A 24,375-nucleotide genomic window follows, 5' to 3' on the forward strand; every position below is an offset into this window, starting at 1 on the left:
TCAAGTACACTGCCTCTGAACCTTCATCACTATCGCTGGGCAAAGTTCAGAAAAACAAAGTCAGGTGTCAAGCTGCACTTACGGTTGGTTCACATGGAAGATCATGATTCATATCCAGATGATTTTTTATCTTACCCATGCCTGTGAGAATGATCAGAAACATCTTGAGCTTTTAGTGGATGACAAGGAATGTATGTACGTTTTTGATCGTGGATATGTACAGTACAATAGATTTGATGAAATGACTGATGAAGGATACTTCTTTGTATCCAGATTACGGAGTAATGCGGTTCATAGAGTCATTCACGATTTTGGTGCCGGCGAACAGAGCAGCGTCATTTCAGATGAGATGGTGGTTCTTGGAACAACGACTAACACGACAAAGCATTACTTTCGACGTGTGACTGTTCAGGATGACAAGGGTAAGAACCTTGTCTTAGTGACCAATAGATTTGACTTATCTCCGGAGGAGATTGGCGAAATCTACAAATCACGCTGGGCGATTGAACTGTTCTTTAAATGGATCAAACAGCATCTGAACGTCAAAACATTTTACGGCTGTTCGGAGACAGCTGTCTCCAATCAGGTTTATATCGCTTTGATTGTCTACTGTTTGAATATGCTGATTAAGTTGAAGAATAATAGTAGAAAGAGTATTCTGCAGATTACAAGATTACTTAAAGCCTCTGTATGGAGCAAGGGGCACCATCTGATTCGTAGAATCAGAGAGCCCATCCCCTGATAGTTACTAAAAAATGTTGCTTAGTTATTACGTAATAGAATCAGTAAAAAATGGATGTTCACTACCTCTGTTTAGGTGTTTTCAATTTTTAAATTTTCGTAGAAAATCCAAGTTCAGAAGATTCTGTATTTATTTATGCAACACTAGTGATCATATATTATTGAATAAAAGTAAAATATGCTATGATGATATAAAATAAGGAGGTTTAACATTGGAAAAAATCGCTTTTATAACTGATTCGGCATCCGGATTCGGTATCCATGAACATCCTGATGTCTATGTTGTACCCATGGGTGTTGTATTGAATAACCAGGAGTATGTCGATTATATAGATATACAGACTGATGAATTCTATGACAAGCTGCAGATTTATGGTGACGGCGCAAAGACGTTCCAGCCGTCCAGACAGAAATTCCACGAGACGTATCAGAAGATTGTGGATAGTGGCTACACGCACGTGATCGCCATTCATGCGACGCAGGAGATGACAGGCACTTACGAAAGTTCTGAGATGGCAAGTCGTGAGTTCGATATAGAATCGACTGTCATCAATTCCAAGATCGGTGATTATCCTGAACGTCGCATGATTGAAGAAGGGGTAAAGGCCGCTGAAGCGGGGATTCCTTATGAGGAGATTGTTCAGAGAATCAAGGACTTTACGAAGGACCCGGTACTGATGGTTTATCCTAAGAACTTGAACCAGCTGAAGAATAGCGGACGTGTTAGTAAATCACAAGGCATTATCGCCGGCATCCTGAACATTCAGCTGATTCTTGATTTCGAAGACGGCAAGCTCTATCCGATAGAGAAAATCCGCTCGAAGAAAAAGGCGCTCAGCTTTATTCATGGTAAACTGGAGAGCAGAATTGGACAGGATAATCCTTCAAAAATCGGTGTCTCTTATGCCGGGGAGCACAGTGAAGCAGATCAACTGATTGCTTGGTTAAAAGAGCGTTATCCTGAGAAGACTATTGAAAAATATCCTCTTGTCCATGTAGCAGGTGTACATACCGGCTTCGGGACCATTGCTGTCGGCTGGATCAAGGCCTAAACATCTCTTAAATGAGGTGTTTTTTCTTTTAAAGGGAATGGGTATGTAACAGTAAGGAGGTTTTAGTGTGGATAAAGAACAAGTGAAGCAACAGGTGTTAGAAGCTTTCAGATTTCGTCGTGCCATCAAGTCCTATGACCCGGCTAAAAAGGTGGAGCAGGCTGATCTGGACTATATACTAGAGGCGGGTCGTCTCAGTCCGAGTTCAGTTGGTCTTGAGCCGTGGCGGTTTATCGTTTTGGACAATGAAGCAGTCAAGCAGCAGTTACATGACATCAGCTGGGGCGCGAAAAAGCAGCTTGAGACGGCCAGTCATTTCATCCTCATTGCCGCGCGTGAACATGCACGCTATGATGGTGATGCGTTTCATGAACTGACTGAACGGATGGGTCTCAATCCTGAGCAGAGAGAAAAAGTACTGACGATTTATAAAGGTTTCCAGGAGCGTGATATGGAGATTGCTGACTCAGAAAAAGCATTGTTCGACTGGTCCAGTAAGCAGACTTACATTGCACTCGGCAATATGATGACGGCAGCTGCGCTGATCGGCATAGACTCTTGCCCGATAGAAGGATTCCAGTACCGTAACGTCAACCGGATTCTGCATGATGCAGGTGTGCTCCGTCCCGATGAAGGCATCTCTGTTATGATGTCTCTCGGTTACCGGGATCATGAGCCGAAGCGACCTCAGAGCCGTAAAAATCACGAAGAAGTTATTTCATATTTCAAATAAAAAAGTCAGCGGCAGCTGACTTTTTTTATGAGGTGGACTGACAGATTTATCTTAATGAAAGCAAATAAACTAGTAATTACTATATACTTTTTTTGGAGGTTTATACTTTTTATTTCTCGACTGTTGTATAATTTTAATACATATATGGGGGGTATAAAATGAAATCAATAAACGAAAAATTTACAATAAATGAATATTTAACTAGAGAACAGTTATCAAGAACTAAGATAATCAAAATTCCTGAGGAAAATAAAATATGTTTATCAATCAAAAATAGCCCAAAGGAAAACTTGAGCATTGAAGTATATGAACAAGTCCTTCGAATAATCACAGTATTACTTTCATTTGACTTAATGTTCTCTATTACTCACCAATATAAAAATGAAAAAAAAGGAATACATCACATAGATATTACCTATGAGGATGTTAATGCATAGACTTATTCCAGAATCCTTTTTTATGGAGCGGTAATGGTATAGATGTGTTTATCTATCCACTGATCATCTTCACGGATAAAACGTTCTCTCGTACATTCATAGTTCATCCCCGCATGTTCTGCCACTTTAATTGAACATGTATTGGTAGGTGTGATATGCGCTTCTATGCGGTGATATCGTAAGTCGTGTATTGCATATGGGATAGTTGCTCGTACTGCTTCTGTACCGTATCCTTTGCCCCAGTGTCGGTTGTGTATGATATAACCGACGACGCCCCAGTTGATATCACCAGTCAGCTCACGGCACAGTGTTGAGAATTCTACCTTACCGAGCAGTTCGCCCGTTGTTTTCAGGAAGATACCGAAGATATAAGATTCATCCTTGTCAGCGAGCTTGATGAATGACTGAATGACTTCTGAGAAATTGCGGAGTGTATAGTGAGATACATCGATATCATCGCTATCGAATTCATTCTGCTTCGGTTGTCTGGTTGCAAAGCTATATTTGAAGGCATCGAAATCGGTCAGTTCCAGAGGACGGATGATCAGTCGGTCCGTTTCAATGCATAGATTGAGATAATTACATTTCAAGTCATTTCCGCCTTACATTTTTGAACAAATTATAGCACAAAAAAGACCGGAAGACCCGGTCTGATGATTATCCGATGAAAGCGATGAATTCTTTGACGAATGCTTCAACTTTCTCTTGTTGTTCAGGTTCTAACTCTAATTGACCTGTTCCCCAGGCTGCTCCTGGAATTTTGATGCCAAGACCTTCGTGGTCCATAGGTTTCATACGAGTGTAAGCGACTAAAGTGTTTAAATTCTGACGTACGAATTTACCGTAAGTAGAATTCGCCACACTTGCCACCGCAACAGGTTTGCTGTTGATGACAGTGATTTCTTCATTGTTACCTTGTTCTGTCGGGCGAGATAACCAGTCAATTAAGTTTTTAAGACGGGCAGTATATGAACCATTGTACTCAGGAGAGACAATCAGCAGGGCATCTGCTGCTTTAACTTGCGCGCGGATATCTGTAATAACCTGCTGGTTGGGATATTCATTGTTCTGGCTCAGTAATGGCAGTGCTGAGTAGTCAAGAATATCAGCAGTTGCACCGTTTCTCTCGAGTTCGCTTACTAACTGACTTGCTAATTGACCATTGAATGAACCTTCGCGGTCGGAACCATTGATAACTAATACTTTTTTAGACATGATAAATCTCCTTTAATTAGTTTTTGTTTTTGAATTTTTTGAGGATAGTGATCAACTGACTGCGTTCTTCTGCAGACAGTACATCAAAAGCCTCGTCGATTTCTGAGCGATGGGCAGGAAGCACCTGTTCAAATTTCTTACGACCTTCAGCTGTCAGACCGATGACTGACTTTCGTTTATCATCAGGAGAAACATTCCGGCAGACAAGGCCGTCACGTTCCATATTCTTCAGGATAACCGTCATATTGCCGGCAGTCCCAAGAACCTTCTCCATCAGATTGCAGATGGGCATTTCACCTTTGCAGTACAGGACATCAAGGACACCGAACTGTGAAAGGGTAAGACCTGCTTCTCTGATACTCTTTCCGACATTCTTTTCGAGTGTGCGGTTAGCAAGTTGGAAGACAATCATCGCATGGACAGCTGAATGACGTTCAACTGTAGTATCCATTATTCACCTCATAACTACTAACTAGTAGTAACATCCATTATATTAATACTAGTTAGTAACATTGTCAAGAAGGTTGTTTGAAAAAATAAAGCATGTTACAATGACACTTCACAGCGTTAAAGTGAAGGAGTGTATTAATTGGATAAAAAGCAGAATTGGAATTCATCATTAGGATTTATCCTTGCAAGTGCTGGATCTGCCATCGGTCTCGGTGCGATATGGAAGTTCCCCTACATTGCCGGGCAGTACGGCGGCGGCGCATTTCTACTGGAATTTGTCTTATTTACTTTAATCATCGGTCTCCCGCTGCTGATGACAGAATTCAGTATCGGTCAGACAGGCGGCACCTACTCAACAGCTATTTTTGGCAAACTGACGTCCAATAAAATCATGAATGGTATCGGCTACCTGGGGAATATTACGGCCTTTATTCTCTACTCTTTTTATAGTGTCATCGGTGGCTGGATCATTATTTTCATCGGCTACTATCTTCTGGGAAGTGTCGGACTTATCAAAGAAGATATCGGCTTCTTCCCCTATATGACGGCCAGTCCATGGCTCTCGCTGCTCGGTCAGTTTCTCTTCATCGCAGTGACCGGTCATATCGTGTCATCCGGGATAGAGAACGGAATAGAAAAAGCGTCTAAAGTGATGATGCCCCTTTTACTCTTGCTGTTCATGATCATTGTCGTGCGGTCATTGACGCTGGATGGTGCAATGGCAGGCGTCAAATATTTCCTCGTACCCCGATTCGAGGATTTATCCGGCGAAGGCACGTTATATGCGATGGGCCAGTCCTTCTTTGCATTATCCCTCGGCACGACGGGCATGATTACCTATGCCTCTTATACGAAAGAGGAGACCAATATCTTCAGCTCAGCGGGCTGGATTGTCATGATGAACTTACTTGTCTCGGTTCTGGCAGGACTCGCTATCTTTCCGGCAGCGAGTGCACTGGGTATTAAGGCAGAAGCAGGACCTGGTCTTCTCTTCATCGTCCTGCCGCAGCTGTTCAGTAAACTGACGTTCGGAACAGGCTTCTACATACTCTTTCTCATTCTGTTCCTCTTTGCGGCGCTTACGTCATCTATATCACTGCTGGAGCTTAATCTGTCTAATGTCATCAAGGGCCGTGAAGATAAACGGAGAAGCGCTGCGCTGTGGCTCAGCTTCGCCGTCTTTATTGCCGGGATTCCAGCTGCATTATCGTTCGGCGTACTGAACAAAGTGAAATTCGGCGCAGGTACGATCTTTGATAATATGGACTTTATGGTGACCAACATCATGATGCCGCTTGGTGTCTTATTGACGACGCTGTTTGCGGGTTATGTGATGAAGCCGGAACAGCTGCAGCGTGTAATGCCGAAGGGCTTCCATTTCTGGTATGCGCTGATCCGCTATGTGCTGCCGGTTGTCATTATAATCGTATTTATCTCGCAGCTGATGGGTTAGATGTTCAGGCGCGCGGAAAAGGGTTATAGTGAATCATCACTGTCAAAAGGAGAGATATAAATGAATCGTGTAAAACATGGTGATGAAATGTTCTACTTAGGAGATTCTCCAGATAAGCCTGATGCAATGATGACCTATGTACCTAACGACGATGACAAAATCGTCATCGACCATACAGAAGTTAATGAAGCATTAAGAGGACAAGGCATCGGCCAGCAATTAGTAGCCGCTGCAGTTGAATATGCGCGTGAAACCCATAAGAAGATTGTACCTGTCTGTCCATATGCGAAGAAAATCCTGGAAGAAAACAAAGAGTATCAGGATGTACTGGCAGCGGAATAATCGAGAAAATTAAACACAAAAAGGAGAATCGACATTGATATGCTCCCTATAAAGTAGACACTTAAAAAAGTAAAACTTTATAGGGAGTTTTTCTATGCGATCTGACGACAAGCTTCTGCGCACTTTGCACAGGCATCTGCACATTTCTGACAGTGGTCATGGTCATGCTGCTTACACTCAGCGGCACATGCATCACAGATTTTCGCACATGTTTCTGCGAGCTCTTTAACTACAGGAGAATTGCGAGATAATGCCCCTTCTAAATAACCGCAGATTTCGGAGCATTCACGGTCGAGACGGATGCAGTTGGCCATCATTTTAACATCAGCTTCGTTTAGACACGCATCGAAACAATGATTACAAGCTGCCATACAGTCATGTAACGCCTTAATTAATTGCTCATTTGCCATGTTAAAAGCCCCCTTTAAAAGTGTCGATATACAAATAACCGAATTCATTTCTGGTAAACATCCTTCAGCCCATGGGCTATCAGACAGTTTGATAAATATCATTATGCTTAAGCCCTCTTTTTTGAGATGACTTTTATATTTGGGGTTTATTGGTATGATGGTTATATATGAGGTGATTAAGTGATTAATCAGAAAGAATGGAAAAACATTTTATTAGTTATCATTTATTTTGTCATCGGTGAATGGGTAGGGTATCAAGTAGCTATATGGGTTTTATGTGCCGTGCTGACTTTAGCAGTTCTCATGGGTCTATACAAAATTATCAAAAGACTGAAAAGTAAATTAAGAGATTTTCCTGTAGAAGGTCAGTTTCTATTCAGCAGAGAAAAAGATATTTATCTATTGTATGGTCATCAAGTCTTACTGTTGATGGGAATATATATCTTGATAATAGGAATCTTGATATTTCAGTGGCCGCTAAACTGGATGATTGCAGACAGCGGAGTGATTCTGTTGATTATATCTTATATAATTGAATGGAGCACTAAGGACCGAGGAGATATCTTTAGTGAGATGGATGAAGAAGATTGAATACAGGCTTCTCACGCAAAATGGAATCTGGTTTGGCACGTGAGTCAGCTGTCGCGCAAAATGACCGACTGGTTTTGCGCTGAAATATGGAGATATGTAGTAAAAGTTAAATAGGAGGCCAGCTATGAGATCTGATTTTTCAAACTGGAAACCTTATTCTATAGAGCAAATCAAATTTTTATTTAATGCTGCAGATTTTACATGGGGTATAGCTGGCGGCTGGGCAATCGATTTATATATCGGAAGACAAACACGTCGACACGAAGATCTAGATATCATGATTTTAAGTTGTGAACAACAGGAACTATTCGATTATTTGAAGGGGTTTACTGTATATGTGGCAAAAGATGGGAAACTTTCGATTTGGAGTGGCCAAAAAATAGATAATCGCTATAGTCTGTGGGTAAGTGAACGTGAGAGCACCCCTTTTATTTTTGAGATTTTATTGATGGATACAGTTGAAGAGAAGTGGATTTATAAAAGAAACAGAATGATAAGTGGAGATTTAAACAGGCTTTTTATTGATAGCAAATATGATGTGAAGATCGTAGCTCCAGAGATTCAACTTTTATATAAATTAGGTGCCTCCTTTGTAAGAGATAAAGATATTCAGGATTTAAAAACTATTTACAAATTTCTTAATATAAATCAGTTGGAATGGTTGAAATCTTCGCTGAAGTCACAGTTTATAATAGAAGAAGCTAATCATTAAATAGGTAGACTTGAAATAAGAGGGGGTAGGAGGATGGCTCGATTAATCATCCTAAGGGGGAATTCAGGAAGCGGAAAAACATCGACTGCTCAGTTGTTGCAGGAACGGTTAGGTGAGGGGACCTTTCTGATTTCACAGGATGTGGTTAGAAGGCAGATGTTAAGGGTGAATGATAAAGTAGGGAGCTTGTCAACAGACCTACTGGAGAATTTAGTGACATTTGGAATGAGAAAGTGTCAGTATGTTATTTTAGAAGGGATTCTCACTAATCGTAAACATGGCGAGATGTTAAAAAGGCTAGTTGAACATTATGACTCCAGAGTGTATGTCTATTATTTTGATATTTCATTTGAGGAAACGCTAAAACGACATCAATTTAAAAATGTCAATTTTGGTGAAAGAGAAATGAGAGGATGGTATCTGGATAAAGATACACTAGGAGTTAATGGGGAAGTGATTTTCAGTGATGAATGGAGACAAGAAGAGATCATAAAAAGAATAATGAGTGATATTAGAGACTAGAATAAGGCTTCTCACGCAAAATGGAATCTGATTTGGCGCGTGAGTCAGCTGTCGCGCAGAATGACCGACTGGTTCTGCGCGACAGCTTCAAAATTTGACGAACTCAAAGAAGGTGACTCGATGAAGATACTCATTATTGAAGATGACCAGGTTATCGCTGATGCTTTAAAGGCTGAACTGAATCGCTGGCAGTTTGAACCTTCGATTATCAAGGATTTTAACAATATTATCGAAGAATTTGAATTACTGAATCCTCAGCTGGTTCTGCTAGATATCACGCTTCCGTCTTTTAATGGCTACCACTGGTGTCAGCAGATCAGACAGCGTTCAAATGTACCGATTATATTCATCAGCTCACGTACGGATAGTATGGATCAGGTGATGGCGATGCAGATGGGGGCTGATGATTTTATTGAAAAGCCGTTTAACATGTCAGTGACCATTAGTAAAATTCAAGCTTTATTGCGTCGTACTTATGATTTTGTCCAGGTGAAGAATGAACTTACGGCAGCAGGATGCAGACTGGCGGTTGATGAAGCCAGGCTGTATTACAACGATCAACATATCAATCTGACACATACTGAACTTCAGATACTTTCCATGCTGTTCAAACACCATGGTCAGTTTGTCAGTCGCCATGCACTGATTGAAAAGTGCTGGGAGTCAGAACACTTTATTGATGACAATACGCTTGCCGTTAATATGACGCGTCTTCGTAAAAAGTTGCAGTTAATGAGTCTTGATAACTTTATTAAGACGAAAAAGAATATCGGTTATGCGGTGGGCTTATGATAGGTCTGTTCCTGAAAAGCCGTCGTCTTGAACTGATTTATTGCGGCAGTCTTCTTCTTTTATTCTTAGTTGTTTTCTTTTTATTTAATCTGCCTATGGCTCCCTATTTACTAAGTGCTGCCATCACTCTGTTTATGACGGCTCTCTATATGGCTATTCGATTTGTTGGTTTCAAGCAGCAGACTGAACTGGCAGAACGCAATGCTGAACTTGAAGAGCGATTACACGAGTTGCGCAACGAACAGATTGATTATCAACATGAAATTGAATCTTATTTTCTATTATGGGTCCATCAGATGAAGACACCTATTACAGCAACAAAGCTGTTACTTGAATCTCCTGACGATGATGTAGTCAGGAGGGTGCGGCATGAAATTCTGCAGATTGATAATTATACAAATTTAACACTCAGTTATTTGAAGCTGATGAATAACAGCACAGATATGGTATTTGCTCCAGTCAGGCTTGATGATTTAATTAAGCCGCTGATTAAACGATATTCGATTCAGTTCATCCATTATCAAACACGACTCCATTATGAACCTATTCAGTCTGAAGTGCTGACGGATGCAAAATGGATGAGCATTCTGGTTGAACAGCTGCTTAATAATGCGCTGAAGTATGCACGTGGCAAGGATGTCTGGATTGAATACGACGAGAAGTCCGGCACGCTATCTGTCCGTGATAACGGGGTGGGCATCAGCGCAGGAGATCTGCCTAAAATATTTGATCGTGGTTTCTCGGGATTTAATGGCCGCCTCAGTGACAAATCAAGTGGTATCGGTCTATTTATCGCAGAGAATATTTCCAGGAAACTGAATCAGCAGATCACCGTTTCATCGGAGCTGGGGCAAGGAACGATATTCTCGGTACATTTAACTTCAACTGACTAACCTTACATTTTTGTAAGATAACCGGCTGTCTTTGTAAGAATAGATAAAGGCAGCCGGTTTTGTGCTGTTTTATGATAATGGTAATAACAGAAAGGGTGAGGGATATGTTAGAAATCAGAAATGTCCGGAAAGTATTTGGAAAAGGTGCCAATCAGACAATGGCCTTAAAAGACATGACATTTTCAGTAGAGGATGGAGAGTTTGTCGCAATCATGGGCGAATCAGGTTCAGGAAAATCCACACTACTGAATATTATAGCGACTTTCGATAAACCGACTGAAGGTACGGTGATTATCAACAACCAGAATGTCGGACAGCTTAAACAAAGCGCAGTTGCTAAGTTCCGTCGCGATGTCCTCGGCTTTGTCTTTCAGGATTTCAATGTCCTGCATACGATGACGAACCGTGATAACATTCTCCTGCCGCTGGTCTTATCAAATGTCAAACCTAGTCTAATGAACGATAGATTGAACCGCATCATTGAACCGCTCGGTATCAGTCAGCTGCTAGATAAGTATCCTTATCAGATATCGGGTGGGCAGCAACAGCGTATCGCCATTGCACGAGCACTCATTTCACAGCCGAGCCTGCTCCTTGCAGATGAGCCGACCGGGGCGCTTGATTCCAAAACTTCAGAAGATATCATGAACCTGTTCAGACAAATTAACAAAGAACAACAGACTATCCTGATGGTAACCCACTCGATTATTGACGCGGCCTATGCGGATAGAGTCCTGTTTATTAAAGATGGCATTCTGTATCACGAAATCTACAGAGGCCGTGATACAAGACCTGATTTTCAGAAGCGGATCTCAGATAGCATTGCAATGCTGAACGAAAGAGGTGAGTAGTCATGACCCTCAGTCTAATATGGAAACTGGTCATACGTAATTTCAGATCACTAAGCAAAATTATGCTGCCTTTTATTCTGGCGGCCAGTGTGATGTTTGGTCTGGAATATATTATGCTGTCGTTGATGAGCAATGACTATATACAGAAGAGACATAGAAATTTACCACAGTTAATTGGTTACGCTAATGTGCTGGCATCTATACTTACAGTTGTATTTGTCGTTTATGCCAATCGATTTGTAATGAAACAGAGGAAGAAGGAGTTTGCCCTTAATACTATATTAGGGATGGAGAAAAAACATCTAAGACTCATCCTGGCTTTTGAAGCGGTTATTCAATACGTCCTTATTTCATTGATTAGTATTACAGGCGGGTATTTATTCGGTAATTTAGTGTTTATGATACTGAATCGCCTGGTTGAAGGTACCGGTATCAAATTGATGGATTATCCGTTTGATATGCGCGCTGCATCCATTATGTTAGGTCTGTTATTTTTATTGATGCTGCTTATCTTTATGATTAACAACGTTATTCTGACCTATAGTAATCCTCTACAACTTATGAAGAGTCAGAAAGCAGGAGAGAAGAAGCGAAGAAGATGGGTTATTATTACTTTGTTTGTCCTGGGTATTATTGGTTTAGGCACTGCCTACTATGTGGCTCTTACAACGGTAGGAGTTGTCAGTTCGTTGCAGAATACATTTTTCGCTGTTCTGCTCGTTACAATCAGTACTTATCTCTTATTTATGTCACTCATTATTTTAGTGCTGCAGTATCTGCAGAAAATCAGTTCTATCTATTATCGACCGCAAAATTTTATCTCTATTTCAGGACTGTTATCAAGAATGCGTGCGAATGCCGTGGGACTGGCGAGTATTGCCATACTTTGTACATTCCTGATAGTGACACTGGGTATGACACTTACAGCATATAGAGGAATAGAAACACAGATAGAAAGCGGTCAGAAGCAAGATTATGATATTTCATTGACACGAAAACAAGCAGAAAACCAGATGAAATATTTGAAAAGAGATATTAAACAGTATGCGAAAGTCGATTACTTCAGAGAAATGCATGGACTTTTTATTGGTATGTATAATCGAGGAGGTAATTTTGAACCGCTGGAAATGAAGCCCTCACAGAAAAATATCAAAAATTCATTTTACAGCGTTGTAACGACAGTACAAGGGCATAACTCTAATAATGGTGAACATTTAAAGTTAAAAGATAATGAAATTGCTACCAGTTCAAACGCTGATAGATTTTCTCACTTTAAAGAAATAACACTTGCTAATGAAAAATATGAAGTCATTAATATGGATAAGAATTATTTAGGTTCGTCAATAGCAATAGATGCTATGTATATTGTTGTAAAAGACGATGCTGAGTTAAATAGACTTGCTCAGTCATATAAAGATTTGGATTTAGAAACACGTGATTATGTTCCAGCAAGTATTAGTTATAGTTTATCTTTTAACGTTAAAGGTGATTCCTCTCATTTTGAAAAAATGATTCCTAAGATCGAGAAAAAATATGACATAGAAGTATCAAATAAAAAAGATATCTCTAAAGAAATGTACGAAGTGAACGGCGGCTTAATCTTTATTGGTATTGTTGTATCGATTATTTTGTTGGCCGGTATGTTCCTGATTCTCTACTACAAACAGATATCAGAAGGTTATGAAGATAAGGAGAACTATCAGATTATGAAGAAAGTCGGATTGCCGGAGTCATTGATCAAGACAAGTATCAACAAACAGATTTTCTGGATTTTTGCACTGCCGATTCTGACCGCGATTATTCATACCGCTTTTGCTTCGAAGATTATTTATCAGCTGATGGGTATACTTGGCATTCGTGATGTTTCACTCTTTTTAACCAGTTATCTCAGTGTTGCAGTGAGCATCATGTTAGTGTATGGTCTGATGTACTGGATTACGTCTAGAGCATATTTCGCTATCATCAATGAGGAACATTAAAAGCTAGTTCATCACTTGTCAACTTTACAGAAGGGAGCGTGCATATGCATGGTCCCTTCTATTTCTTGATGATTTCTTTCAGCTGCTGTTCAAGTTGCTGCATCATCCTATGGGTTTCCTGTAGGAAATTCAGGTCAATATTTTGATTAGAGACGCAATGCTGGATTTTAGTGAAAATAATGGATTCGTGCTGACGTCCTTTTTCCGTCAGACATACGTACAGCTGGCGTTTATCGCTTTCTGAGGCGTGTCGCTCAATCCAGCCTGCATGCTCCATTCGCTTGAGGAGAGGGGTCAGGGTATTGCTTGCAAGATTGAGCTGGCTGCCGATTTCGTGTAAAGGCTGTTCATCTTTTTCCCATAGAATCATTAATACAAGATACTGGGGGTAGGTCAGCTCAAATTCTGACAGTGCCTGATGATAAAACTTAATAAAAAGGCGGCTTGCATTATAAACAGAAAAGCAGAGTTGGTCAGCAAGTTGATTTGAATGTGATTTCATTTAGACTCCTTTCAGTCGCGTGCGATTGACTTAAAGATATTTAAGCAGTATAATCATTAATATAACTTAAATGATTTAATTAATATAGAGAAGGAGAGATAAGCATGGTCAATCCGTTATATGAAACAACTGTTATCAGTAAGGGCGGCAGAGATGGTAAGGTCTTCAGTGAAGATAATACATTCTATTTAGATATCGCGACACCGAAAGAGATGGGCGGCCAGGCAACGACTGAGTCTAATCCAGAACAGTTATTTGCGGCGGGCTACAGTGCTTGTTTTAATAATGCGCTGATTTTTATTCTGAAGAATGCGAAAGTAGAAGATGCAGAACCAGAAGTGAGAGTCACAGCATCATTGTTACCTGATAAAGCGGATGGAGGCGTCAAGTTAGCAGCTGCGCTTGAAGTGACCCTGCACAATATGTCGCAGGAAGAAGCAGAAGATTATGTAGATAAAGCGCATCATTACTGTCCTTATTCCAAAGCGCTGCAGAACTCTATCGATATTGAAATAGATGTCAATGCAATTTAATTTGACGAGACTGGAATAAGTTCCAGTCTCTTTTTTATGATCCGTCTGATAATCTGTCAGCGATTAAGTCAATTTATAATAGCCCATTCTTCGGAATGGGCTATTTTACATTTTGTGATATTTATCGTTGTTATTTATTTTTAAATATGACATACTATTATTCAAATAGTATAACACATTTAATGATGAGGTGAATGGAATGAGCAAGTTTATTTATGCGTTTGAAGAAGGTCAGCAGTCAATGAAAGACTTATTAGGAGGAAAGGGTGCTAACTTATCAGAAATGATGCGACTGGGTCTGCCGGTTCCTAACGGCTTCACCATCACGACTGAAGCATGTATCCAGTACCTTCAGAATGGTGGCTTATCTGATGAAGTGAAAGCTGAACTTGAAGAACAGCTGCAAGCGCTGTATAAAAAGACAGGTAAAGAATTCTCTGCTGATTCTCTTCTCTTAGTCTCTGTTCGTAGCGGCGCTAAAATCTCTATGCCAGGGATGATGGATACCATTCTCAACTTAGGACTGAATGACGAAAACGTCGAAAAACTTGCGAATAATACGAATGATGCACGTTTTGCCTACGACTGCTACCGTCGTCTCTTACAGATGTTCGGTCAGGTTGTTTATGAAATTCCGATGCATGCATTTGAGTCTTATTTCAATGACTTCAAGAAGCAGAAAGGGTATGTGTCAGATGCAGATATTCCTGCTGAAGATTTACAACAGATCTGTGAGCGTTTCAAAGAGGTGTATATGGAAGAGGTCTACAAACCTTTCCCGCAGGAGCCGCTTGAACAGTTGAACGAAGCGATTGAAGCGGTCTTCAAGTCATGGAATAATGACCGTGCCCGCATCTATCGTGAACTCAATGAGATTCCGCACGATATCGGGACTGCGGTTAATGTTCAGGAAATGGTCTTCGGTAACAGCGGCGAGAAATCAGGGACAGGTGTTGCCTTCACACGTAATCCGTCGACGGGTGAGAACAAGCTGTACGGTGAATACTTACTGAATGCACAAGGTGAGGATGTTGTAGCAGGTATCCGTACACCGAAAGAAATAGAGACATTGAATACACAGATGCCCGCTGTTTATCAGGCATTCGTGGATGTCACGCATAAGCTGGAAGAACATTATCATGATATGCAGGATATCGAATTCACGATTGAAGACGAGAAACTCTTCATCCTCCAGACGCGTAATGGTAAACGTACGGCTAAAGCGGCTATGAAGATTGCGGTTGATATGGTTGAAGAAGGTGTACTCTCTAAAGAGGAAGCCATTTCAAAAGTAGAATCTAAATCAATCGATCAGCTTCTGCATCCGGCATTTGATGCAAAAGCACTGGAAGAAGCAGAAGTGATCTCTCATATCGGTCTGCCGGCAAGTCCGGGTGCAGCGACAGGTCAAGTGGTCTTCTCAGCAGCGGAGGCAAAAGCGCAGGCTGAAGCAGGCGAGAAAGTCATCTTAGTGCGTCCGGAAACCTCGCCTGAAGATATCGAAGGAATGATTGCCAGTGAAGCCATCGTGACGACGCACGGCGGTATGACATCTCATGCGGCTGTAGTGGCACGTGGTATGGGTAAATGCTGTGTGACAGGCTGTTCAGACCTTGATATCGATACGAAGAATAAAACAGTGAAGTTTCCGGGTGGAGAACTGGCTGAAGGCGATATCATCTCAGTGGATGGTTCGACAGGTCATATCTACCACGGCGAAGTGCAGACGACAAATGCTGAACACAGTGCAGAATTCGAACAGTTCATGACTTGGACGGATGAAGTTGCGCGTCTTAAAGTCCGCATGAATGCTGAGACAGAACAGGATATCGCTGCTGGTTACGAATTCGCGGCAGTCGGTATCGGCCTTGTCCGTACGGAGCATATGTTCTTCGGTGAGGAACGCCTCATTCAGATGCGCCGCTTCATCATCGCGTCTAATCACGAAGAGCGCGTGGCAGCGCTTGATGAACTGAAGAAGTATCAGGCAGGAGACTTCGAGAAAATCTTCCGTCTGTCAGGTGAAAGACCGACGATTGTTCGCCTGTTAGATCCACCCTTGCACGAGTTTGTACCTAGAGAACGTGAAGAAGTAGAAGCGGTAGCTGGTCAGCTCGGATTATCTGTTGAGAAATTGGAACGTCGTATTTTAGAGCTGCAGGAAGTGAACCCGATGCTCGGCCACCGGGGCTGTCGCCTGGCCATCACTTATCCGGAGCTGTACGAAATGCAAGTAGAGGCAATGATGACAAGTGTCCAGAAATTAAAAGACGAAGGTATCAACTGCCAGCCTGAAATCATGATTCCGCTTGTCTCAACAATGAAAGAATTCACCAACTTAAAAGCCGTCATCGAGCGTAAAATCAGTGAACTGAACATTACAGTGGATTACAAGATCGGTACGATGATTGAAACACCGCGTGCCTGCCTCATCGCAGGTGACTTAGCGCAGGAATGTGACTTCTTCAGTTTCGGTACCAATGACTTAACACAGCTGACTTATGGTTTCTCACGTGATGACGCAGGTAAATTCATCAATGACTACATGAATGATGATATTCTCGCAATCGATCCGTTCCAGACTTTAGACGTTGACGGAATCGGACGCTTGATCAAGATTGCTGTTGAACAGGCGAAGTCAGTTAAACCTGAAATCAAGATTGGTGTCTGCGGAGAACTGGGTGGAGATCCTAAATCCATCAAATACTTCAATACGCTGGCAATTGACTATGTTTCTTGTTCACCTTACCGTGTGCCAGGTGCTCGTCTTGCTGCTGCTCAGAGCAAATAGGAGGGAATCGTTTGGACGATTTAAAAATATATGTCATCTCTGATTCGATCGGGGAGACTGCCCAGCGGATGATTCAAGCCACGTTGACGCAGTTCCCTTCCATTGAGACGATCGAAATCAAGAAGTTCTCTTTCATCCATGATAAAGACAGCTTCATCAATATTCTCAATCTGGCTAAAAAGAACCGCGCCATCATTGTGACGACGATTGTCGATGAAGAGTTCAATGCGTTCGCCAGTGAATTCTGTGAACGTGAAGGTGTCTCTTATATCGATTATATGACGAGTCTGATACATGTCATCCAGGAGCATACTGGTCTTGAGCCACTCATGGAACGCGGCGCTTTCCGTAAGCTGGATGACAAGTATTTCAAACGTATCGAGGCGATGGAATACTCAGTCAAATATGATGATGGCAAGAACTTCACCAATCTGCAGGAAGCGGATGCTGTCATTGTCGGTGTATCCCGTACATCGAAGACGCCGCTCAGCATGTATCTGGCGAATAAAGGCTACAAGATTGCTAATATACCGCTTGTGCCAGAATCACCCATCCCCGAAGAAGTATACCGTCAGAAAGGTCTGCGTGTCTTCGGTCTGACAGCAAGTCCGGATTATATCGCGAATATTCGTACGGAACGTGTGAAAGTGCTCGGGCTGCGTCAGGAATCGAACTACAACAATTTAAAACGAATCAAAGAGGAACTGAGTTATGCTGAGGAAGTCTTCCAGCGGCTCAATGCAACTGTTATTAATACAGAGTACAAATCAATTGAAGAATCAGCGTTCTATATTGAGAAATACCTCGGAAAATAGTGAAACACACTTGACTTGTCAAGTGTGTTTTCTGTTTTACAACAATGTTCATAAAGGTGTTAAATATTAATCAAATTTAAGTGCTTTAACGCGTTTATTTATTATATAATGTAATTGCTTTCAAGGAAGAAAACATATAGAAGGAGAGGAAGCAACAATGGCAGCACAAACAGAATTAAAAAAAGATATCGGCCTATTCCCTGCGCTCGCGCTCGTAATGGGTACTGTTATCGGATCGGGCGTCTTCTTTAAAGTAGCCGCAATCACCGATGTCACACATTCCGTAGGCTTAACGTTCTTAGTGTGGATTCTCGGTGGTATCATGACCATCTGTGGTGGTCTGACAGCAGCAGAACTTGCCGCAGCAATCCCGCAGACAGGTGGTATGACGAAGTACCTTGAATACACATTCGGCGACTTCTGGGGCTTCTTATCAGGCTGGGCACTTGCATTTATCTACTTCCCGGCAAACGTAGCCGCACAGGCGATTATTTTCTCAACACAGCTGATCAACTTGTTCCATTTAGACAAAGGTTTATTGATTCCGATCGCATTTATCGCAGCATTATCTGTATTACTTATTAACTTTATGGGATCAAAAGCAGGCGGTATGTTACAGTCCGTCACACTGGTCATCAAGTTGATCCCACTGGCACTCATCATTATCTTCGGCTTATTACAGCAAGATAAAGTCGACTTCTCATTATTTCCGCCGATGGAAAGCGGCAATGGTAGCTTGTTCTCAATCATTGGTACAGGTTTACTGGCAACCATGTTCGCATATGACGGCTGGATGCACGTAGGTAACATCGCAGGGGAAATGAAAAACCCTAAGAAAGACTTACCACTTGCAATCTCAATCGGTATCGGCCTTGTCATGGCTATCTACTTATTAGTAAACGCAGCGTTCATGTTCTCATTACCGATCTCAGCATTAGCAGGTAACGAAAACGCAGCAGCAGACACAGCAATGAAATTATTCGGTGACCAAGGTGGTAAATTAATCACAATCGGTATCATGATCTCAATCTATGGTTCAATGAACGGCTATACGATGACAGGTATGCGTGTTCCTTACGCAATGGCTGAAAACGGTATGCTGCCATTCAGCAGACAGTTCCTGAAATTATCTAAATCAGGTGCACCTTGGTTCAGTGGTATCGTATTATACATCATCGCAATGGCAATGGTATTAATGGGTGCATTCGAAACCATCACTAACATGCTGGTCTTCGTTATCTGGTTCTTCTACTGTATGACATTCGTCGCAGTGATGGTACTGAGAAAGAAACAGCCGAATATGGAACGTCCATACAGAGTACCGCTCTACCCAATCATTCCGCTTATCGCATTAATCTCAGGTCTGTTCGTACTTGCGAATACATTATTCACACAACCTGTACTGGCATTAATCGGTATCGGTATTACTTTAATCGGGGTTCCTATCTACTTCTACAAACGTAACCAGAACCGCGCACACGGTATCTAATTATATACAAAAAGCGATTAATCTACGGATTAATCGCTTTTTTTGCGCCATATTTGATTGAAGTTAATAAAAGTGACTTTAAGATAGATCGGAATTAACCAAGGCAGATTGAATAATTCTATCATTAAGGTTATACATGATAGTTATCAATATTATGGAAGCCTATAGACATTTAGATCATCAGATACATGAATCAGTGTAATGTAAGGTTTCAATATAAACTGAAAGGGAAAAATGGGTGTGGTTATCTAATATAAAGGGGTGAATGATATGTTTGAGTTTCGCAAGCTGAAACGAGAGGATGAAGCGGCATTCCTTGATTATTATAATGAATGGCCGGTACCGGATGAGATGGTTCCTTCTTCAACGAATTTCAGTCGTTATGATCATTTTGAGCAGTTGCTGGAAGGCTTGAACCACCAGGAATCAGGGGATGACTGGGTCAAGAACAGCACTTATTTTTATTTTGATAATGGACGTATTGTCGGCGCAGGGAATATCCGTCATTATCTGAACGATGCACTTCTTGAGACAGGGGGACATATCGGATACGGTGTCAGACCCAGTGCCCGGAACAAAGGGTATGCATCAGCCATTCTTCAGCACTCGCTGCAGTATCTGGAGACGCTAGGTGTTGATAAGGCACTGCTGACTTGTGATGCTGATAACCCTGCATCTGCTAGCGTCATTCTTAAAAATAGAGGTATAGAAGCTGAACCTTTCATACAGGCAGACGGGATGAAAGTGCGTCGTTTCTGGATTCATATATAAATAAACCTCGACATTCTCTGTCGAGGTTTATTTTACTTCTGTGGACGTCTTCTTGAGAAAAAGATTAATGCTGAACCCAATATTAAAGCAAGGGCGCCCATGAAGACGGGTGAATAAGATGAGATCTCACCTGTATTAGGTAAGTGAAAAAGTGAATCACTGGATGAGTTTTCATCTAATAACTGAAAATCGTTTTTAGGACGATTATTGATAGCCGTGAGCGAGTCATTGACTTTTTCTGCAGCATCATGTGCTTTCATTTTGTCAGCATTTATTTTCTCTCTCAGCTTAGAAAGGTTGTCTTTTAATTCAGCAAGCTGGTCATTCATTATGGCAGACACACGGTTGTTGAAATCATACTGTGACAGACCGCCGAAATCTTTTTCATGAGCCAGATCATTAATCAGACGCTGGCGCTCCTCAGAGAGCCAGCTGATATCAAAATCAGTATAAGGGGATTGATTTAAATCTACTTTACCACCCATCTGCTCAGTCCAGTTGTTGAGTGAAGAAAGTTGTTTGTGCATTAAATCCGTAATCTGTGTTAAGTAACTTTGTTCAGATATTGCTTTGTTATTATATTGCTGTAACAATTTATCTGCTGCTTCTCGGTCAGCGGTATTTAACCAGGCGGTATTAATATGCTGGAAGGCTTCGGGATTTTCAGACTGTTTTTTTGCGATGTCCTGAATCTTTTTAGAGTCTGCTGATACTTGCTCAGCTTTTTGATCGATGTCATCAGCATATAGCGGCGCATCAGATTCAAGTAAGTGATCGACTGTCTGACTGAGTGATGTGTTGTCAGCTGGTTGTGCGCTCTCGAGGTCTGACGCTTGCTCTGATAAAGGCATTTCAGTTGAAAGGTTAGGTGTTTCTTTAGTAGGAGCTGCAGGTGTCGTCACCTTACTGTCAGGTGATAGGCTTGCTTTAATGTCGCCTGGCGTCTGGGATTCTTGCTGTTCTATAGATTGCGTCTTAGCTTTTGCAGTGTCAATTAAGTGCTGGATATCATGTGTCTGACTTGCATGACCTATGGATGAGCTCATCGTCAAAAGGAGAAGAGTACTAAGACCGGTTTTAGCTACTGCTGATTGAGTGATTTTCATGGTCAATCCACCTTTAGTATATTAATATATTTTTATTTTACACCGACTGCAATCTTATATCATCATGGTTATCCTGATTTTCAACTATCATTCTATGATTGATTTTCGTTACAGTGATATGAAAGTGAACTCCGACTTATCGTGCAGCAAATCGTTATTATATCAAACTGAACAACCGTCAGTCGAACTCTTAAAAGCAGTCATCGATAAGCGGACAGATTAAGCAATCTGTCCATTTTTCTGTCTCTGATATTAAACTATGATTGGCGTAGGGAGGGATCACATTGTTTTACAGAAGAAAATATTATATGGTTAAGGATCATTTTGTTGACGCATTTAATCAGCATTTCAATCAGACCAATCTGCCTCACCAGCTTAAAAACGGTGCAAGGCTGGTTGGAAGGTGGATGAATAATAAGGGTGACGGGACACATGAAATCTTTGCGATTTGGGAATATGATAGTATCAGGTCATATAAAGAAATAGAAGCAGCGGTCAGAAGTGACCCGGCGCATCGCCTGAAAATTGAGGCTTGGTATGATGAACAAGGCGGGCGACGGAAAATATTTAATGACTATATACTTGAAGTCAGAAATGAAGAACTGATTTCTACTTTGGAGGATGATGCTTTTGGAAATACTTATCAGACAACTTGACAGCCAGGAGGCCTCAACATTACAAGCAATCAGCATAGAAACATTTAAAGAAACATTCGAAGCGGATAACTCAGAAGAACAGATGGCGGATTACTTAAGTACGGCTTATGCTCTGGATAAACTGACCGCTGAACTGAATAACAGCCATTCCTATTTTTATTTCGCAGAGACTAAAGACGGGATTGCGGGCTACCTTAAATTGAATCAGCTGGATGCTCAATCTGAGAAGATGGGCAGCGACGCGCTTGAAATTGAACGGATTTACGTGAGATCTTCATGTCATCGGCAGGGGATAGGTCAAGCACTGATGAAGAAAGCGTACGACGTTGCTGTAGACAAAGATAAATCGAAAATCTGGCTGGGCGTCTGGGAGCATAATCATAAAGCCCGGGCCTTTTATGAGGCGGAAGGTTTCGTTAAGACAGGGGAGCATCTTTTCATGATGGGTGACGACGCGCAGACTGATTATATTTATGAGAAGCCGCTATGATATCATCTCGTGAACTCTTTGAATTGATGTACGAAGAGATGGGTCCGCAAGGCTGGTGGCCGGCGGATGATGAAATTGAGATGATGATCGGCGCTGTTTTAGTGCAGAATACGAGCTGGACGAATGTTGAGAAATCGCTGGCAAGATTAAAGGATGCAACACAGTTTAATCCGGAACGTCTGGAAATGCTGTCGTCTGAAGAGATGCAGGAACTGATCAGGCCAAGTGGCTTTTTCAAGAATAAATCCAAGACGCTGAGCGGGTTATTTGATTGGCTGAAACAGTTTGATTATGACTACGAGAGAATCAATCAGCACTTCGGTCGTTCCTTACGCAGTGAACTGCTGAAACTTCACGGCATCGGACCGGAAACAGCCGATGTACTGCTGGTCTATCTATTCGGACGAGTTGAGTTTATTCCGGATAGTTATACGAGACGGCTGTACAGGCAGCTGGGTTATGCGAACACAGAAAGTTATCAGGCATTCAAGAAAGAAGTCAGGATTGATGATTTCACAAATGAAGAAGCAAAAGAATTTCACGGCCTGCTGGATGAATTCGGTAAAAAGTATTTATCTACAAAAATGACTGATCATGATCATTTCTTAAAATCATTTTTTAAATTATCAGAAAAATAGATTTTACATTTAATGCATAATTATAGTATTCTTTACGTAACTAAAGAAAAGAAGGTGAAAAAATGATTCAGAGTTTGCATCAGGTTATGCTTTATGTCGATCATCAGGAAGCAGTCATCAAGTTCTGGACTGACAAAGTGGGGTTCAAGATTATTGCGGAGAACACGCTGCCAGAGAACTTCAAATCAGTTGAAATAGCACCGCATCAGGAATCTGAAACTTCTCTTGTTGTTTTTGATAAGGCGTTCATTAAGAAGTACAGCCCGATGGTCAGCCTTGAGCCACCTTCTCTTATGTTTAATGTCAACGATGCAGAAGCCCTATACAATGAATTTAAAGCAAAAGGTATAAATGTTGGAGAATTGACGGAGATGCCTGGTATGAAAGTCTTTAATTTTTCTGATCCGGATGAGAATTATTTTGCCGTTATGGAACAGCTTTAACAGACGCTTTAGAAGGATGATACAGCAGTCAGATGAGTTATGAGCGATAAACACTAAATATCGCTCATAACGTGGCAAAAGAGCCGAGGTTCCATGAGTTATGAGCGACAAACACTAAATATCGCTCATAACGTGGCAAAAGAGCCGACGTTCCATGAGTTATGAGCGATAAACCTTAAATATCGCTCATAACTTGGCAAAAGAGCCGACGTTCCATGAGTTATGAGCGATAAACACTAAATATCGCTCATAACGTGGCGGAAGAGCCGAGGTTCCATGAGTTATGAGCGACAAACACTAAATATCGCTCATAACGTGGCAAAAGAGCCGACGTTCCATGAGTTATGAGCGATAAACCTTAAATATCGCTCATAACTTCTACATATTTATGCCAGAAAGAAGACCATACGCTTCAATGCGTATGGTCTTCTTACATTGTTCCAATTAATTAAAGGATAATTCAAATCGAACCAGCAGTTGTTTAGTGTCTTTTATCTTTAAATTGTTTGATGATATCGTAGCCTGGCCTTTTTGCGGCAAACGCTTCTGTTACTGCATGCCAGTCATTGCCTTCATCCTGAAAAATCTGCTGGAAAAGATCAATCTGTGCCTTGTTCAGTTTCTGAATCAGCGCTTCTCCTTGTGCAGTCGGATAGAGTTGTTTCAGCCTGCGGTCATGCTCCGCAGGCTCCTCTTCGATCAACCCTTTAGCTTTTAATGTCTTCAGCGTTTCATGAGACCCTTGCTTAGAGATTTCCATCAGTTGCAACAGCTCTTTTACGGTAATACCCGGCAGTTTACTGATGAAGAAAAGAAAACGATGATGCTGACGGTTCATCCCGTACTGTTCAATGATATCGTCAGCAGTCTTGATGAATGTCTGATAACCAAAATAAAAAAGCATTAAATCATAATCGCTCGTTTTCATAGCTTCACCTCTTCCCTCTTAGTCCCATTATAAAACATTT

28 protein-coding genes and 1 pseudogene are annotated in these 24,375 nt (G+C 41.4%); 22 read left to right on the forward strand and 7 right to left on the reverse strand.

Annotation, left to right across the window (positions count from 1 at the left end):
* The 4 genes and pseudogenes from ERX55_RS09720 to ERX55_RS09735 form a co-directional block, all read left to right on the forward strand.
* Positions 1 to 742 (forward strand): annotated as a pseudogene (locus tag ERX55_RS09720) (IS4 family transposase); the annotation flags it as partial.
* A 211-nt stretch (positions 743 to 953) separates the two neighbouring features.
* On the forward strand, positions 954 to 1,793 hold the full coding sequence (locus tag ERX55_RS09725; protein ID WP_133452386.1) for a DegV family protein: 840 nt from the start codon (positions 954 to 956) through the stop codon (positions 1,791 to 1,793).
* Positions 1,794 to 1,860: 67 nt separating this feature from the next.
* Entirely contained in the window at positions 1,861 to 2,526 is a 666-nt protein-coding gene (locus ERX55_RS09730) for an NAD(P)H-dependent oxidoreductase (RefSeq protein ID WP_133452387.1), read from the forward strand.
* 158 nt (positions 2,527 to 2,684) lie between these two features.
* Complete coding sequence (locus ERX55_RS09735) at positions 2,685 to 2,963, forward strand: hypothetical protein (RefSeq protein ID WP_133452388.1); 279 nt, start codon at positions 2,685 to 2,687, stop codon at positions 2,961 to 2,963.
* 20 nt (positions 2,964 to 2,983) lie between these two features.
* On the opposite strand, the gene ERX55_RS09740 is transcribed toward ERX55_RS09735, so the two are convergent.
* The 3 genes from ERX55_RS09740 to ERX55_RS09750 form a co-directional block, all read right to left on the reverse strand.
* Positions 2,984 to 3,553, reverse strand: a complete 570-nt coding sequence (locus tag ERX55_RS09740) for a GNAT family N-acetyltransferase (RefSeq protein ID WP_133452389.1) — start codon at positions 3,551 to 3,553, stop codon at positions 2,984 to 2,986.
* Positions 3,554 to 3,620: 67 nt separating this feature from the next.
* Positions 3,621 to 4,178, reverse strand: coding sequence for an NADPH-dependent FMN reductase (locus ERX55_RS09745; protein ID WP_133452390.1), 558 nt, complete (start codon positions 4,176 to 4,178; stop codon positions 3,621 to 3,623).
* 16 nt (positions 4,179 to 4,194) lie between these two features.
* A complete protein-coding gene (locus ERX55_RS09750) occupies positions 4,195 to 4,629 on the reverse strand; it encodes a MarR family winged helix-turn-helix transcriptional regulator (RefSeq protein ID WP_133452391.1) in 435 nt (144 codons plus the stop codon).
* Positions 4,630 to 4,767: 138 nt separating this feature from the next.
* Here ERX55_RS09750 and ERX55_RS09755 point away from each other — a divergent pair, with 138 nt between their 5' ends.
* Together ERX55_RS09755 and ERX55_RS09760 are read left to right on the forward strand one after the other, a co-directional pair.
* On the forward strand, positions 4,768 to 6,081 hold the full coding sequence (locus tag ERX55_RS09755) for a sodium-dependent transporter (protein WP_133452392.1): 1,314 nt from the start codon (positions 4,768 to 4,770) through the stop codon (positions 6,079 to 6,081).
* A gap of 60 nt (positions 6,082 to 6,141) precedes the next feature.
* Entirely contained in the window at positions 6,142 to 6,423 is a 282-nt protein-coding gene (locus ERX55_RS09760) for a GNAT family N-acetyltransferase (RefSeq protein ID WP_133452393.1), read from the forward strand.
* 92 nt (positions 6,424 to 6,515) lie between these two features.
* Here ERX55_RS09760 and ERX55_RS09765 read toward each other — a convergent pair whose 3' ends face one another.
* Positions 6,516 to 6,833 carry a four-helix bundle copper-binding protein gene (locus ERX55_RS09765; protein WP_133452394.1) on the reverse strand — a complete coding sequence of 106 codons (318 nt, stop codon included), beginning with the start codon at positions 6,831 to 6,833 and terminating at the stop codon, positions 6,516 to 6,518.
* Positions 6,834 to 7,013: 180 nt separating this feature from the next.
* Here ERX55_RS09765 and ERX55_RS09770 point away from each other — a divergent pair, with 180 nt between their 5' ends.
* The 7 genes from ERX55_RS09770 to ERX55_RS09800 all read left to right on the forward strand — a co-directional run bounded on the left by ERX55_RS09770 (position 7,014) and on the right by ERX55_RS09800 (position 13,173).
* On the forward strand, positions 7,014 to 7,424 hold the full coding sequence (locus tag ERX55_RS09770; protein ID WP_133452395.1) for a hypothetical protein: 411 nt from the start codon (positions 7,014 to 7,016) through the stop codon (positions 7,422 to 7,424).
* Positions 7,425 to 7,548: 124 nt separating this feature from the next.
* Entirely contained in the window at positions 7,549 to 8,136 is a 588-nt protein-coding gene (locus ERX55_RS09775) for a nucleotidyltransferase domain-containing protein (protein WP_133452396.1), read from the forward strand.
* Positions 8,137 to 8,169: 33 nt separating this feature from the next.
* On the forward strand, positions 8,170 to 8,658 hold the full coding sequence (locus tag ERX55_RS09780) for a kinase (protein ID WP_133452397.1): 489 nt from the start codon (positions 8,170 to 8,172) through the stop codon (positions 8,656 to 8,658).
* Positions 8,659 to 8,778: 120 nt separating this feature from the next.
* The gene (locus ERX55_RS09785) at positions 8,779 to 9,450 is read left to right on the forward strand and encodes a response regulator transcription factor (RefSeq protein ID WP_133452443.1); all 672 of its coding nucleotides are present in this window, start codon (positions 8,779 to 8,781) and stop codon (positions 9,448 to 9,450) included.
* Positions 9,447 to 10,343, forward strand: a complete 897-nt coding sequence (locus ERX55_RS09790) for a sensor histidine kinase (RefSeq protein WP_133452398.1) — start codon at positions 9,447 to 9,449, stop codon at positions 10,341 to 10,343. The genes ERX55_RS09785 and ERX55_RS09790 overlap by 4 nt, the downstream gene beginning before the upstream one ends.
* Positions 10,344 to 10,447: 104 nt before the next feature.
* Entirely contained in the window at positions 10,448 to 11,194 is a 747-nt protein-coding gene (locus tag ERX55_RS09795; protein ID WP_133417955.1) for an ABC transporter ATP-binding protein, read from the forward strand.
* Positions 11,195 to 11,196: 2 nt separating this feature from the next.
* The gene (locus ERX55_RS09800) at positions 11,197 to 13,173 is read left to right on the forward strand and encodes an FtsX-like permease family protein (protein ID WP_133452399.1); all 1,977 of its coding nucleotides are present in this window, start codon (positions 11,197 to 11,199) and stop codon (positions 13,171 to 13,173) included.
* A gap of 58 nt (positions 13,174 to 13,231) precedes the next feature.
* Here ERX55_RS09800 and ERX55_RS09805 read toward each other — a convergent pair whose 3' ends face one another.
* On the reverse strand, positions 13,232 to 13,675 hold the full coding sequence (locus ERX55_RS09805) for a MarR family winged helix-turn-helix transcriptional regulator (RefSeq protein ID WP_133452400.1): 444 nt from the start codon (positions 13,673 to 13,675) through the stop codon (positions 13,232 to 13,234).
* A gap of 104 nt (positions 13,676 to 13,779) precedes the next feature.
* Here ERX55_RS09805 and ERX55_RS09810 point away from each other — a divergent pair, with 104 nt between their 5' ends.
* The 5 genes from ERX55_RS09810 (at position 13,780) to ERX55_RS09830 (ending at position 20,074) form a co-directional block, all read left to right on the forward strand.
* Positions 13,780 to 14,208 (forward strand): organic hydroperoxide resistance protein, encoded by a 429-nt coding sequence (locus ERX55_RS09810; protein ID WP_133452401.1) that lies wholly within the window; start codon positions 13,780 to 13,782, stop codon positions 14,206 to 14,208.
* A gap of 199 nt (positions 14,209 to 14,407) precedes the next feature.
* Entirely contained in the window at positions 14,408 to 16,999 is a 2,592-nt protein-coding gene (gene ppdK, locus ERX55_RS09815) for a pyruvate, phosphate dikinase (RefSeq protein WP_133452402.1), read from the forward strand.
* A gap of 11 nt (positions 17,000 to 17,010) precedes the next feature.
* Positions 17,011 to 17,814, forward strand: coding sequence for a pyruvate, water dikinase regulatory protein (locus ERX55_RS09820; RefSeq protein ID WP_243721495.1), 804 nt, complete (start codon positions 17,011 to 17,013; stop codon positions 17,812 to 17,814).
* A gap of 157 nt (positions 17,815 to 17,971) precedes the next feature.
* Entirely contained in the window at positions 17,972 to 19,303 is a 1,332-nt protein-coding gene (locus ERX55_RS09825; RefSeq protein WP_133452403.1) for an APC family permease, read from the forward strand.
* Between the two features lie 270 nt (positions 19,304 to 19,573).
* A complete protein-coding gene (locus ERX55_RS09830; RefSeq protein ID WP_133452404.1) occupies positions 19,574 to 20,074 on the forward strand; it encodes a GNAT family N-acetyltransferase in 501 nt (166 codons plus the stop codon).
* Between the two features lie 32 nt (positions 20,075 to 20,106).
* Here the strand turns inward: ERX55_RS09830 and ERX55_RS09835 are convergent, their stop codons facing one another.
* A complete protein-coding gene (locus ERX55_RS09835; protein WP_133452405.1) occupies positions 20,107 to 21,180 on the reverse strand; it encodes an LPXTG cell wall anchor domain-containing protein in 1,074 nt (357 codons plus the stop codon).
* A 284-nt stretch (positions 21,181 to 21,464) separates the two neighbouring features.
* Between ERX55_RS09835 and ERX55_RS09840 the strand changes: the two genes are divergently transcribed.
* The 4 genes from ERX55_RS09840 to ERX55_RS09855 all read left to right on the forward strand — a co-directional run bounded on the left by ERX55_RS09840 (position 21,465) and on the right by ERX55_RS09855 (position 23,407).
* Positions 21,465 to 21,836: an NIPSNAP family protein gene (locus ERX55_RS09840; protein WP_133452406.1), complete on the forward strand. Its 372-nt coding sequence runs from the start codon at positions 21,465 to 21,467 to the stop codon at positions 21,834 to 21,836.
* Complete coding sequence (locus ERX55_RS09845) at positions 21,811 to 22,326, forward strand: GNAT family N-acetyltransferase (RefSeq protein WP_243721496.1); 516 nt, start codon at positions 21,811 to 21,813, stop codon at positions 22,324 to 22,326. Before ERX55_RS09840 ends, ERX55_RS09845 begins: the two co-directional genes overlap by 26 nt.
* Positions 22,323 to 22,964, forward strand: coding sequence for an endonuclease III domain-containing protein (locus ERX55_RS09850; RefSeq protein ID WP_133452408.1), 642 nt, complete (start codon positions 22,323 to 22,325; stop codon positions 22,962 to 22,964). Before ERX55_RS09845 ends, ERX55_RS09850 begins: the two co-directional genes overlap by 4 nt.
* 62 nt (positions 22,965 to 23,026) lie before the next feature.
* A complete protein-coding gene (locus ERX55_RS09855) occupies positions 23,027 to 23,407 on the forward strand; it encodes a VOC family protein (RefSeq protein WP_133452409.1) in 381 nt (126 codons plus the stop codon).
* Between the two features lie 481 nt (positions 23,408 to 23,888).
* Here the strand turns inward: ERX55_RS09855 and ERX55_RS09860 are convergent, their stop codons facing one another.
* Positions 23,889 to 24,335, reverse strand: a complete 447-nt coding sequence (locus ERX55_RS09860) for a MarR family winged helix-turn-helix transcriptional regulator (RefSeq protein WP_133452410.1) — start codon at positions 24,333 to 24,335, stop codon at positions 23,889 to 23,891.
* Positions 24,336 to 24,375 lie beyond the last annotated feature (40 nt).

Source organism: Macrococcus bovicus (genome assembly GCF_004359575.1).
GTDB classification, from domain to species: Bacteria; Bacillota; Bacilli; order Staphylococcales; family Staphylococcaceae; genus Macrococcus; species Macrococcus bovicus.

Bases quoted from the DNA above. Each gene is read 5' to 3' on its own strand.
- ERX55_RS09780 (WP_133452397.1), top strand. From the start codon at position 8,170: ATGGCTCGATTAATCATCCTAAGGGGGAATTCAGGAAGCGGAAAAACA.
- ERX55_RS09860 (WP_133452410.1), bottom strand. From the start codon at position 24,335: ATGAAAACGAGCGATTATGATTTAATGCTTTTTTATTTTGGTTATCAG.
- ERX55_RS09790 (WP_133452398.1), top strand. From the start codon at position 9,447: ATGATAGGTCTGTTCCTGAAAAGCCGTCGTCTTGAACTGATTTATTGC.
- ERX55_RS09750 (WP_133452391.1), bottom strand. From the start codon at position 4,629: ATGGATACTACAGTTGAACGTCATTCAGCTGTCCATGCGATGATTGTC.
- ERX55_RS09830 (WP_133452404.1), top strand. From the start codon at position 19,574: ATGTTTGAGTTTCGCAAGCTGAAACGAGAGGATGAAGCGGCATTCCTT.
- ERX55_RS09765 (WP_133452394.1), bottom strand. From the start codon at position 6,833: ATGGCAAATGAGCAATTAATTAAGGCGTTACATGACTGTATGGCAGCT.
- ERX55_RS09785 (WP_133452443.1), top strand. From the start codon at position 8,779: ATGAAGATACTCATTATTGAAGATGACCAGGTTATCGCTGATGCTTTA.
- ERX55_RS09855 (WP_133452409.1), top strand. From the start codon at position 23,027: ATGATTCAGAGTTTGCATCAGGTTATGCTTTATGTCGATCATCAGGAA.
- ERX55_RS09760 (WP_133452393.1), top strand. From the start codon at position 6,142: ATGAATCGTGTAAAACATGGTGATGAAATGTTCTACTTAGGAGATTCT.
- ERX55_RS09735 (WP_133452388.1), top strand. From the start codon at position 2,685: ATGAAATCAATAAACGAAAAATTTACAATAAATGAATATTTAACTAGA.
- ERX55_RS09825 (WP_133452403.1), top strand. From the start codon at position 17,972: ATGGCAGCACAAACAGAATTAAAAAAAGATATCGGCCTATTCCCTGCG.
- ERX55_RS09810 (WP_133452401.1), top strand. From the start codon at position 13,780: ATGGTCAATCCGTTATATGAAACAACTGTTATCAGTAAGGGCGGCAGA.
- ppdK (WP_133452402.1), top strand. From the start codon at position 14,408: ATGAGCAAGTTTATTTATGCGTTTGAAGAAGGTCAGCAGTCAATGAAA.
- ERX55_RS09795 (WP_133417955.1), top strand. From the start codon at position 10,448: ATGTTAGAAATCAGAAATGTCCGGAAAGTATTTGGAAAAGGTGCCAAT.
- ERX55_RS09805 (WP_133452400.1), bottom strand. From the start codon at position 13,675: ATGAAATCACATTCAAATCAACTTGCTGACCAACTCTGCTTTTCTGTT.
- ERX55_RS09850 (WP_133452408.1), top strand. From the start codon at position 22,323: ATGATATCATCTCGTGAACTCTTTGAATTGATGTACGAAGAGATGGGT.
- ERX55_RS09800 (WP_133452399.1), top strand. From the start codon at position 11,197: ATGACCCTCAGTCTAATATGGAAACTGGTCATACGTAATTTCAGATCA.
- ERX55_RS09835 (WP_133452405.1), bottom strand. From the start codon at position 21,180: ATGAAAATCACTCAATCAGCAGTAGCTAAAACCGGTCTTAGTACTCTT.
- ERX55_RS09775 (WP_133452396.1), top strand. From the start codon at position 7,549: ATGAGATCTGATTTTTCAAACTGGAAACCTTATTCTATAGAGCAAATC.
- ERX55_RS09745 (WP_133452390.1), bottom strand. From the start codon at position 4,178: ATGTCTAAAAAAGTATTAGTTATCAATGGTTCCGACCGCGAAGGTTCA.